The sequence below is a fragment of the Pseudomonas sp. RW407 genome, assembly GCF_003176655.1.
GTDB lineage: Bacteria > Pseudomonadota > Gammaproteobacteria > Pseudomonadales > Pseudomonadaceae > Pseudomonas > Pseudomonas delhiensis.
The window spans coordinates 1,569,977-1,580,415 of sequence record NZ_QGSL01000107.1 but is presented as its reverse complement, the minus strand read 5'-3'; the positions used below and the strand labels follow the sequence as shown (position 1 = coordinate 1,580,415).

Annotated in this window: 10 protein-coding genes; 5 read left to right on the top strand and 5 right to left on the bottom strand. The window is 69.2% G+C overall.

What is annotated here, in order from left to right:
- Positions 1-271 precede the first annotated feature (271 nt).
- The 4 genes from DK254_RS31255 to DK254_RS31245 all read right to left on the bottom strand — a co-directional run bounded on the left by DK254_RS31255 (position 272) and on the right by DK254_RS31245 (position 2,693).
- Positions 272-826 carry a glutathione peroxidase gene (locus DK254_RS31255; RefSeq protein WP_089393648.1) on the bottom strand — a complete coding sequence of 185 codons (555 nt, stop codon included), beginning with the start codon at positions 824-826 and terminating at the stop codon, positions 272-274.
- Positions 827-884: 58 nt separating this feature from the next.
- Positions 885-1,007 (bottom strand): hypothetical protein, encoded by a 123-nt coding sequence (locus DK254_RS35005; protein WP_256596000.1) that lies wholly within the window; start codon positions 1,005-1,007, stop codon positions 885-887.
- A complete protein-coding gene (locus tag DK254_RS31250) occupies positions 1,004-2,200 on the bottom strand; it encodes an MFS transporter (RefSeq protein WP_089393662.1) in 1,197 nt (398 codons plus the stop codon). Before DK254_RS31250 ends, DK254_RS35005 begins: the two co-directional genes overlap by 4 nt.
- Before the next feature lie 76 nt (positions 2,201-2,276).
- Positions 2,277-2,693 carry a MarR family winged helix-turn-helix transcriptional regulator gene (locus DK254_RS31245; RefSeq protein ID WP_089393649.1) on the bottom strand — a complete coding sequence of 139 codons (417 nt, stop codon included), beginning with the start codon at positions 2,691-2,693 and terminating at the stop codon, positions 2,277-2,279.
- A gap of 151 nt (positions 2,694-2,844) precedes the next feature.
- Between DK254_RS31245 and DK254_RS31240 the strand changes: the two genes are divergently transcribed.
- Complete coding sequence (locus DK254_RS31240; RefSeq protein ID WP_109936938.1) at positions 2,845-4,665, top strand: acyl-CoA dehydrogenase C-terminal domain-containing protein; 1,821 nt, start codon at positions 2,845-2,847, stop codon at positions 4,663-4,665.
- 366 nt (positions 4,666-5,031) lie between these two features.
- Here DK254_RS31240 and DK254_RS31235 read toward each other — a convergent pair whose 3' ends face one another.
- The gene (locus DK254_RS31235; protein ID WP_109936937.1) at positions 5,032-6,396 is read right to left on the bottom strand and encodes a DEAD/DEAH box helicase; all 1,365 of its coding nucleotides are present in this window, start codon (positions 6,394-6,396) and stop codon (positions 5,032-5,034) included.
- Between the two features lie 134 nt (positions 6,397-6,530).
- Between DK254_RS31235 and DK254_RS31230 the strand changes: the two genes are divergently transcribed.
- The 4 genes from DK254_RS31230 to DK254_RS31215 all read left to right on the top strand — a co-directional run bounded on the left by DK254_RS31230 (position 6,531) and on the right by DK254_RS31215 (position 10,398).
- Positions 6,531-7,895 carry an MFS transporter gene (locus DK254_RS31230; protein ID WP_109936936.1) on the top strand — a complete coding sequence of 455 codons (1,365 nt, stop codon included), beginning with the start codon at positions 6,531-6,533 and terminating at the stop codon, positions 7,893-7,895.
- 151 nt (positions 7,896-8,046) lie between these two features.
- Positions 8,047-9,354, top strand: a complete 1,308-nt coding sequence (locus tag DK254_RS31225; RefSeq protein WP_109936935.1) for a mechanosensitive ion channel family protein — start codon at positions 8,047-8,049, stop codon at positions 9,352-9,354.
- A 97-nt stretch (positions 9,355-9,451) separates the two neighbouring features.
- Positions 9,452-9,982 carry a dihydrofolate reductase family protein gene (locus DK254_RS31220; protein ID WP_109936934.1) on the top strand — a complete coding sequence of 177 codons (531 nt, stop codon included), beginning with the start codon at positions 9,452-9,454 and terminating at the stop codon, positions 9,980-9,982.
- An 8-nt stretch (positions 9,983-9,990) separates the two neighbouring features.
- Complete coding sequence (locus tag DK254_RS31215; RefSeq protein ID WP_109936933.1) at positions 9,991-10,398, top strand: NUDIX domain-containing protein; 408 nt, start codon at positions 9,991-9,993, stop codon at positions 10,396-10,398.
- Positions 10,399-10,439: the final 41 nt, after the last annotated feature.

Genomic DNA, 10,439 nt, shown 5'->3' with positions numbered 1-10,439 from the left:
CCGGCGCTTTCGGCTAAAGCCATTGTCGACGTTGGCACGGACAAGCCCCCTCTCCCTTCAGGGAGAGGGCTGGGGAGAGGGCTCTCTTTGCAGAGCCCCAACCTCCGCCTCAACCCCATCGGAAATCCGTTGGGCATACTCCGTCCGCGATTGGATTCACCGGCTAACTCTGAACGACCCCCTCTCCCTCCGGGAGAGGGGCTAGGGTGAGGGCGCGGAGCCAAGCTTGCCACCCACAAGCTGAACCAAACATCCCCCAGCTCTTCCATCTTCACGGCTGGCTGGCGATGGCCTTCTCGATGGCCGCCTGCAAGGCCGGATCATCCGGCTTGGTCAGGCTGGGGAACTGCGCCACCACCTTGCCCTGGCGGTCCACCACGTATTTGTAGAAGTTCCAGCGCGGCGCCTGGTCGGCCTGGCGCGCCAGCTCGCGGAACAGCGGGATGGCGTCGTCGCCGCGCACCGGCTGCACCTGGGTCATGTTGAAGGTCACGCCGTAGTTGCCGTAGCAGACCTGAGCCGTCTCGGCGGCGTCGTCGGCCTCCTGCTTGAAGTCGTCCGAGGGCACGCCCAGCACTTCCAGGCCCTGGCCCTTGTAGCGCTGGTAGATCGCCTCCAGGCCCTTGAACTGCGGGGTGAAGCCGCAGTGGCTGGCGGTGTTGACCACCAGCAACGGCTTGCCGGCGTAGAGCCCGCACAGGTCGAGGTCGACCTTCGAGCGCAGCTTCTGCAGGTGCCCCTGCTGCGCCAGCAGCGGCGGGCAGTCGGCGGCCTGGGCGGCCAGCGGCAGGCAGCACAGCAGGCCGAGGAACAGATGGCGGGACATGGCGATTCTCCTTCTTCGATCGCAGGACGCTACTCCCCTGCCCCGCGCTCGGCAATCCTCAGAAGCAGTGGCCCAGGCCCGCCTGCAGCAGCGCCAGGCCGCCATGGCGCCAGCCCCACCAGGCCAGGCCCAGCAGCGCCACGGCCAGCACGGCCGCACCCAGGCGCAGGGCCGGGCTCATGCCGCCTCCGCGGCGCCCAGGCGCGCCACCGGGCGTTCGCGCACCGGCCAGTTGAGCAGGCCGGCGAGCAGCGAGAGGAGGATCGCGATCCGCCAGACCAGGTCGTAGTTGCCGGTGTGGTCGTAGACGTAGCCGCCCAGCCAGCCGCCGAGGAAGGCGCCGATCTGGTGGAAGAGGAAGGTGATGCCGCCGAGCATGGACAGGTTGCGCACGCCGAACAGCGTGGCCACGGTGCCGTTGGTCAGCGGCACCGTGGACAGCCACAGCAGGCCCATGGCGATGCCGAAGGCGTAGGCCGTCCACACCGTCAGCGGCGCCCAGAGGAAGGCCAGGATCACCAGGCCGCGCACCAGGTACAGGCCGGTCAGCAGCTTCGGCTTGCTGAAGCGCCCGCCGAGCCAGCCGGCGATGTAGGTGCCGAACACGTTGAACAGCCCTACCAGCGCCAGCACCGTGGTGCCGACGGTGGCCGGCAGGTGGCGGTCCACCAGGTAGGCCGGCAGGTGCACGCCGATGAACACCACCTGGAAACCGCAGACGAAGAAGCCCAGCGACAGCAGCCAGAAGCCGGAATGCCCGCAAGCCTCGCGCAGCGCATCGCCCAGGGACTGCTCGTGGGACTGCACCGGCAGCGGCTTGTCGCGCATCAGCCCGGCCAGCGGCACGATCAGCGCCACCAGCAGACCCAGGGCGAGCAGCGCCGCCGACCAGCCGAGCCAGCCGATCAGGCCGAGGGTGCCGGGCAGCATGGCGAACTGGCCGAAGGAGCCGGCGGCGGCGGAGATGCCCATGGCCATGCTGCGCCGCTCCAGCGGCACGGCGCGGCCGACGGCGCCGAGGATCACCGAGAAGGAGGTGCCGGACAGGCCGATGCCGATCAGCAACCCGGCGGACAGCGACAGGCTGGCAGCGGAGTCCGCATAGCCCATCAGCACCAGGCCCAGGGCGTACAGCAGGCCGCCCACCAGCACCGCGCGGGCCGCGCCGAAGCGGTCGGCCAGGGCCCCGGTGAAGGGCTGGGCGATGCCCCAGATGAGGTTCTGCAGGGCGATGGCGAAGGCGAACACCTCGCGGCCCCAGCCGAACTGCGCGCTCATGGGCGCGAGGAACAGGCCGAAGCCGTGGCGGACGCCCAGGGACAGGGCCAGGATCAGGGCGCCGGACAGCAGTATCCAGAAACCCGCACGCGACAGCTTGGACATTGTTCTTCTCGCTCCAACAGGGGTATATACCCGCATTCATCCAGACAAGGGCCCTTGGCAAAGGGGCTCAATCGAGGGCTTCCAGCTCCCCCAGCAAGGCCATCAGCTGCTCGCGGCGCTCCGCGCCCAGGCGTTCGTACATCCGCCGCTGCGCCGCCTCCCACGGCTGCGCGCCCTGCTCCAGGCGCTCGCGTCCGGCGGCGGTGAGCAGCACCAGGCGGTTGCGCTGGTCACCGGCATCGCCCTGCAGCACAACCAGGCCCTCGGCCTGCAGCGGCCGCAGGTTGCGGCCCAGGGTGCTGCGGTCCAGGCCCATGGCCTCGGCCAGCTCGGAAATGCTCGGTTGCTCCAGGCGCGCCAGGTGGCGCAGCAGGGAAAACTGCGCGACCGTCAGCCCGATGCCCTGCAGGGCATCGTCATAGACGCGGGTGACACCACGGGCGGCACGGCGCAACTGGGTGCAGAGGCATTGGGTGGTCAGCATGATACGTGTATATACCCGCGATACCCGCGGCGGTCAATCGCGATGACGGTCGATTGTCCGATCTGCCAGGCGCCGGCTGTTGCCGCTGCCAAGGCCAGGCGGGGTGCGCGGCCGTATAACTGCGCCCACAGTCCCCCCCGAGATCACCCCGATGCCCGTCTACAAAGCCCCGCTGCGCGACACCCGCTTCCTGCTCAACGAGGTCTTCGACTTCCCCGAGCACTACCGCAACCTGATCAACGGCGCCGAGGCCACCCCGGACATGGTCGACGCCATCCTCGGCGAATGCGCGAAGCTCTGCGAGGAGGTGATCGCCCCGCTCTACCACTCCGGCGACGAGGAAGGCTGCCACCTGGAGAACGGCGAGGTGCGCACGCCCAAGGGCTTCAAGGAGGCCTACGACGCCTACGTGGCCGGCGGCTGGCAGGGCCTGTCGCACCCGGTGGAATACGGCGGCCAGGGCCTGCCGATGAGCCTGGGCGCGCTCAAGCAGGAGATGCTCGGCACCGCCAACTGGCCCTTCTCGATGTACCCGGGGCTGTCCCTGGGCGCCATGAACACCCTCATGCAGCACGGCACCGAGGAGCAGAAGTGCACCTACCTCACGCCCCTCACCGAAGGCCGCTGGGGCGGCACCATGTGCCTCACCGAACCGCAGTGCGGCACCGACCTGGGCCAGGTGAAGACCCGCGCCGAACCCCGGGCCGACGGCAGCTACGCCATCACCGGCACCAAGATCTTCATCTCCTCCGGCGAGCACGACCTCACCGAGAACATCGTGCACATCGTCCTGGCCCGCCTGCCCGACGCGCCCAAGGGCACCCGCGGCATCTCGCTGTTCATCGTGCCCAAGTACCTGCCCGGCGGGGACGGCGGCCTCGGCCCGCGCAACGGCGTGAGCTGCGGCGCGCTGGAGAAGAAGATGGGCATCAAGGCCTCGGCCACCTGCGTGATGAACTTCGACGAGGCCCGCGGCTTCCTCATCGGCCCGGCGAACAAGGGCCTGGAATGCATGTTCACCTTCATGAACAGCGCGCGCATCGGCACTGCCATCCAGGGCGTGGCCACCGCCGAGCTGGCCTACCAGGGCGCCCTGGCCTATGCCCGCGAGCGCCGCTCGATGCGCGCGCTGTCCGGCACCAAGGAACCGGAACAGGTGGCCGACAGCCTGATGCACCACGGCGACGTGCGGCGCATGCTGCTGACGCAGAAGGCCGTGGCCGAGGGCGGCCGCGCGCTGGTCTACCTGGCCACGCAGTATGCCGACAAGATGATCCAGGGCCTGCTGAGCAACGACGACGCCGAGTACGAGCGCTGGGACGACAAGCTCGGCTTCCTCACCCCGATCCTCAAGGGCTGCCTCACCGAGCTGGGCCTGGAAAGCGCCAACCTGGGCATGCAGGTGTTCGGCGGCCACGGCTACATCCGCGAGCACGGCATGGAGCAGATCGTCCGCGACGCGCGCATCGCCACCCTCTACGAGGGCACCACCGGCATCCAGGCCCTGGACCTGCTGGGGCGCAAGGTGCTGCTGATGACCCAGGGCAAGGCGGTACGCGACTTCACCAGGGTGGTGGCGAAGTTCGCCACCGGGCTGCTCCGGGAGGAACCGGCCATGCGCGGCCGCGCGCTGACGCTGCTCAAGCTGTGCGCGCAGTGGAACCTGCTGACCCTGCGCATCGCCCTGAGCGCCCGCAAGGAGCGCGACCTGGTGGGCACGGCCAGCCACGACTACCTGATGTTCTCCGGCTACGTGGCCCTGGCCTACGCCTGGGCGCTGCAGGAAGCCACGGCGCGCAGGCGCCTGCGCCAGGGCGGCAGCGAGTCCGGCGACTTCTACAAGGCCAAGATCGCCACCAGCGACTTCTACTTCACCCGCCTGCTGCCCCGCGCCAAGGGCCACGCGGCGGCCATGGGCAAGCCGGTGCGGTCGGTGATGGGGCTGAAGGCGGAGCATTTCGCCTTCGAGTGAGTCGGGACGCCCGCCTATCGCGGACAAGGTCCGCTCCTACGACCGTGCTTCCCGGTGACGTAGGCATTCGGGTCAAGAGCGCCCTCTCCCCAGCCCTCTCCCGCAAGCGGGAGAGGGGGCTGTCCTCTGCAGGGGGAAAGACCGGAGTCAACCTCACACCTTCGCAATAGACAGTACGTAGGGCGCATAACCGTTCGCGGTTATCCGCCGTTGGCTTGAGAGCGCCCTCTCCCCCAACCCTCTCCCTTAAGGGAGAGGGGGCCGTTCGGCGTGGGCGAGAAATTCGGCGTCAACCTGTAGGAGCGGGCCCTGCCCGCGATTTCGCGCGCAGGGCGCGCTCCTACGAAGAGCCGCGGTGCCGAGAACTTACTCGGCAGCCGGCTTCTTGCGCTTGAGCGGCGCCATGCCGTCGTTGCTGACCACCGCGGACGGCGCCGCCTTCGGCTTGTTCGCCGGCTTGCGCCTGGCGGCGGGCTTGGCCCCGGCCTTCTTGCCGGCGTCGGTCTTTTTCTTCTTGGTGCCGGCGGCCTTGCCCGAGGCCTTGAGCTTCTTCGGCCCCTTGTAGCCGGCCTTCAGGCCCGGAATGCTGCGGGCCTCGAAGCGCAGCTTGAGGTAGCGCTCGATGCTCGACATCAGGTTCCAGTCGGTGTGCGCCACCAGCGAGATCGCGGTGCCGGCGGCGCCCGCGCGGCCGGTGCGGCCGATGCGGTGCACGTACTCGTCGCCCTTGCGCGGCACGTCGTAGTTCACCACCAGGTCCAGGTTGTCCACGTCCAGGCCGCGGGCGGCCACGTCGGTGGCGATGAGGATCTTCACCGCGCCCTGCTTCAGGCGCTCGATGGCCAGCTTGCGGTCCTTCTGGTCCTTCTCGCCGTGCAGCACGAAGACCTTGTGCCCGGCGGCGATCAGCCGGCCGGTCAGGCGGTCGGCCTGCACGCGGGTGTTGGTGAAGACGATGGCCTTCTCATAGGGCTCGTTCTGCAGCAGCCAGAACAGCACGGCTTCCTTGTGCTCGCCCTCGTCCACCAGGATGACCTGCTGGCTGACTTCCTCGTTGATCTCGCCGACACGGTTGAGCAGCAGGTGCTCCGGCTCGCGCAGCACCTGCTCGATCATCTCGCGCAGGCCGCTGCCGGCGGTGGCGGAGAACAGCAGGGTCTGGCGCTGCGCCGGGCACTGGCCGGCGAGCTTGAGCACGTCCTCGGCGAAGCCCATGTCGAGCATGCGGTCGGCCTCGTCCAGCACCAGCACCTCGACGTCGCCCAGCGGCAGGTTGCCGGCGTTGAACTGCTCGTTCAGGCGGCCGGGGGTGCCGATGATGATCTCCGGGTTCTTGCGCAGGCGCGCGCCCTGCACCTTGAAGTCCTCGCCGCCGGTGATCAGGCAGGCCTTGATGAAGGTGAACTGGGCGAAGCGCTCGACTTCCTTGAGGGTCTGCTGGGCCAGCTCGCGGGTCGGCAGCAGGATCAGCGCGCGGGCGCCGCTCCTGGGTTTCTCCTCGCTGAGCAGGCGGTGCAGCAGCGGCAGCACGAAGGCGGCGGTCTTGCCGCTGCCGGTCTGTGCGGTCACGCGCAGGTCGCGGCCCTCCAGCGCCTTCGGGATGGCCGCGGCCTGGACGGCGGTCGGCTCGGTGAAGGACAGGGTTTCCAGCGCCTTGAGCAGGCGTTCGTGGAGGGCGAATTGGGCGAACAAGGCAGACCTCGGGAAGACGAAAGGAACAAATAGCTGCATAGCGTAACGGTTGCCGCGCGCGCGCGCAGGTTTTATTCGCCGGTCGCGATCCGCACGCCCCGTGTCGCCCTCGGGCAAGTCCGCCGCCGGGGCCCATCCCAGACTGGCCGCAGGACAGCCCGAGGAGTGTCGAGATGCCGCATCGCCCCACCGCCGCCGAGCGCCTCGAGCGCCTGCCGCTGAGCCCCTACCACCGCCTGATCTTCGTGATCATCGCCCTGGCGTTCTTCTTCGACTCCATGGACCTGGCGATGATGACCTTCCTGCTCGGCTCGATCAAAGCCGAGTTCGGCCTGTCCAGCGCCCAGGCCGGGCTGCTGGCCAGCTCCAGCTTCTTCGGCATGGTGCTGGGCGCGGCGCTGTCGGGCATGCTCGCCGATCGCTTCGGGCGCAAGCCGGTGTTCCAGTGGAGCATCGTGCTCTGGGGCCTGGCCAGCTACCTGTGCTCCACCGCCGGCGACGTGCAGAGCCTGACGCTGTACCGCGTGCTGCTGGGCATCGGCATGGGCATGGAGTTCCCCATCGCCCAGTCGCTGCTCTCGGAGATGATCCCGGCCAGGGCCCGCGGCCGTTACATCGCGCTGATGGACGGCTTCTGGCCGCTGGGCTTCATCGCCGCCGGCTGCCTGTCCTACTTCGTGCTGCCGGTCGCCGGCTGGCGCAGCCTGTTCCTGCTGCTGGCCTTCCCCGCCCTGTTCGTGCTGGCCATCCGCTTCATGGTGCCGGAGTCGCCGCGCTGGCTGGAACAGGCCGGGCTGGCGGACAAGGCCGAACGCTCGCTGCAACGCATCGAGGCGCGGGTGATGGCCTCGCTGAAGCTATCCAGCCTGCCCGAACCGCAGCCGCTGGCGCGTCCCGAACCGAGCCGCCCGGGCTTCTTCAGCGCCTTCGCCGAACTCTGGTCGCCGGCCTACCGCAGCCGCACCCTGACGGTCTGGAGCCTGTGGTTCTTCGCCCTGCTCGGCTTCTACGGCCTGACCTCCTGGCTCAGCGCCCTGCTGCAGCAATCCGGCTTCGCCGTGACCCAGTCGGTGTACTACACGGTGCTGATCTCCCTGGCCGGCATCCCCGGCTTCCTCTGCGCCGCCTGGCTGGTGGAGCGCTGGGGGCGCAAGCCGAGCTGCGTGCTGATGCTCCTGGGCGGCGGCGCCATGGCCTACGCCTACGGCCAGACCGCGGTGTTCGGCGGCAGCCTGGCGCTGCTGATCGGCTTCGGCCTGGCCATGCAGTTCTTCCTCTTCGGCATGTGGGCGGTGCTCTACACCTACACCCCGGAGCTGTACCCCACCTCGGCGCGCGCCACCGGCTCGGGCTTCGCCTCGGCGGTGGGCCGGGTCGGCTCGCTGCTGGGGCCCACCATCAGCGGCCTGGTGCTGCCGGTGGCCGGCCAGGGCGGCGTGTTCACCCTCGGCGCGCTGTGTTTCCTGGTGGCCGCCGCGGTGGTCTGGGGCTTCGGCATCGAGACCCGCGGGCGCACCCTGGAGGAGCTGGCAGGCTGAAGTTACATTTCGGAAATTTCCTCCCCGCCCCAGCCGCTACAATGCCGCACTCACCCCGGCCAACGCGGCCGGGCCTTCGCGGCTACCCCGTAGCCTCCGCAATACGCGCCACCCCGCACTGGCGCCCCGATCCAAAGGATGTTTCCGGCCTATGGACCTTTCCTCCCCCCTCGCTACCCTCCAGGGCTACTGGGCCCTGCTCGACCAACAACCGCTGGCCAGCGCCGGCCTCGGCCTGGCCCTGCTGCTGGGCGTGGCCTGGCTGCTCGGCCGCCTGGCGCGCTACCTGGTGCGCCGCATCGCCGACCTGCTGGCCCGCCAGCCGGCGCTGGGCTGGCTCAGCGACCTGCGCGACAACCGCGTGTTCATGCGCCTGGCCCAGACGGTACCGTCGCTGGTGGTGCAGTTCGGCCTGGCGCTGATCCCCAACCTGACCGGCCGGCCCGAGGCCTTCCTGCGCAACCTGGCCATGGCGGTCACCGCGCTGTTCCTGCTGCTGGCCCTGAGCGCCCTGCTCGACGCCCTGCTGGACATCTACGCGCGCACCGAACACGCCCGCACCCGCTCGATCAAGGGCTACGTGCAACTGGCCAAGCTGTTCCTGTTCGTGTTCGGCGGCATCGTCATCGTCTCCATCCTCATCGACCGCTCGCCGATGCTGCTGCTCTCGGGCCTGGGCGCCATGTCCGCGGTCCTGCTGCTGGTCTACAAGGACACCCTGCTGAGCTTCGTCGCCAGCGTGCAACTGACCAGCAACGACATGCTGCGCGTGGGCGACTGGATCGAGATGCCCCAGGTCGGCGCCGACGGCGACGTGGTGGACATCACCCTGCACACGGTGAAGGTGCAGAACTGGGACAAGACCATCGTCTCCGTGCCCACCTGGCGCCTGATGTCCGAGTCGTTCAAGAACTGGCGCGGCATGCAGCAGTCCGGCGGGCGGCGCATCAAGCGCAGCCTGTACCTCGACGCCAGCCAGGTGCGCTTCCTCGACGAAGCCGAGGCGCAGCGGCTGTCCGGCGTGCGCCTGCTGACCGACTACCTGCAGCGCAAGCAGGACGAGCTGAGCGAGTGGAACCAGGCCAATGCCGGCAACGTGCCGCTGTCGGCCAACCGCCGGCGGCTGACCAACATCGGCACCTTCCGCGCCTACGCCGAGGCCTACCTCAAGGCCCACCCGGAGATCCACCCGCACATGACCTGCATGGTCCGCCAACTGCAGCCCACCGCCGAGGGCGTGCCCCTGGAGATCTACTGCTTCACCCGCACCACCGCCTGGCTGGAGTACGAGCGCATCCAGGGCGACCTCTTCGACTACCTGCTGGCGGTGCTGCCGGAATTCGGCCTGGGCGTCTACCAGCAGCCCAGCGGCCAGGACCTGCGCGGCGGCCTGCAGGGCTTCCAACCGACAGCAACGCGCGGCGAACGCCACCCGGCGCTGGAAGTGGAACAGGCCTGATCGGACGGGCGACAGCAGCCGCCCTGGCCGCCTGGCCGGGGCGATGCCATGCTCAATGCAGGCGCGCGCTTCCGCGCGCCTTTCCCGGAGAAACGCCGTGCCCGCCACCCTCATCTATTACGTGGCCAGCAGCCTGGACGGCTACATCGCCCGCCCCGACGGCAGCGTCGACTGGCTGAAGTATTTCCAGAGCCAGGACGACGACCATGGCTACGCCGCCTTCTACGCCGGCATCGATGGCCTGCTGATGGGCCGCGGCACCTACCTGCAATGCCTCGACTTCGGCGAATGGCCCTACCCGGACAAGCCGGCCATCGTCCTCACCCGCGCCAACCATCTGCCGCTGGCAGCCCCCCAGGTGGAACTGCTGCACTGCTCGCCCAGCGAGGCCCTGGCCAACCTGGAGGCCCGCGGCTGCCAGCGCATCTGGCTGGTGGGCGGCGGCAGCCTGGCCGGCAACTGCCTGGCGGCGGACTTGCTCGACGAGGTGATCGTCAGCATCATTCCGCACCTGCTCGGCGCCGGCATCCCGCTGTTCGGCATCGGGCTCGAACGGCGCCTGCAACTGCTGGAACAGCGCAGCTTCCCCAGCGGCATCGTGCAGGTGCGCTACCAGGTCCTCAAGTGAGCCCGCGCATGTCCCAGACCACCCTCGACATCGCCGCCGCCTGCCTGCTCGACGCCAGCGGCCGCCTGCTGCTGGTGCGCAAGCGCGGCACCCGCGCCTTCATGCTCCCCGGCGGCAAGCGCGAACCCGGCGAAAGCCCGCAGCAGGCGCTGCTGCGCGAACTGCAGGAAGAACTCGGCCTCGTCCTGCCGGCCAGCGCCCTGCAGCCACTGGGCAACTTCCAGGCCGCCGCGGCCAACGAAGCCGACACCCGCGTCGACGCCCACGTCTTCGTCGCCAGCCTGCCGCACCCGGTGAGCGCCGCCGCCGAACTGGAGGAACTGGCCTGGCTGGAAGATGGCCGCCACCCCGAGCCGCTGGCGCCGCTGCTGCGCGAAAAAGTCCTGCCGGCGCTGCGCGAACACCTCGTCGACTGACGAAAATCGTCAGATGACCTGCATTTCGTCGGGTTTTTCCC

Coding starts and splice junctions, on each gene's coding strand:
- DK254_RS31245 (WP_089393649.1), bottom strand. CDS start 2,693: ATGCTGACCACCCAATGCCTCTGCACCCAGTTGCGCCGTGCCGCCCGT.
- DK254_RS31230 (WP_109936936.1), top strand. CDS start 6,531: ATGCCGCATCGCCCCACCGCCGCCGAGCGCCTCGAGCGCCTGCCGCTG.
- DK254_RS31215 (WP_109936933.1), top strand. CDS start 9,991: ATGTCCCAGACCACCCTCGACATCGCCGCCGCCTGCCTGCTCGACGCC.
- DK254_RS31235 (WP_109936937.1), bottom strand. CDS start 6,396: ATGCAGCTATTTGTTCCTTTCGTCTTCCCGAGGTCTGCCTTGTTCGCC.
- DK254_RS31255 (WP_089393648.1), bottom strand. CDS start 826: ATGTCCCGCCATCTGTTCCTCGGCCTGCTGTGCTGCCTGCCGCTGGCC.
- DK254_RS31240 (WP_109936938.1), top strand. CDS start 2,845: ATGCCCGTCTACAAAGCCCCGCTGCGCGACACCCGCTTCCTGCTCAAC.
- DK254_RS31225 (WP_109936935.1), top strand. CDS start 8,047: ATGGACCTTTCCTCCCCCCTCGCTACCCTCCAGGGCTACTGGGCCCTG.
- DK254_RS35005 (WP_256596000.1), bottom strand. CDS start 1,007: ATGAGCCCGGCCCTGCGCCTGGGTGCGGCCGTGCTGGCCGTGGCGCTG.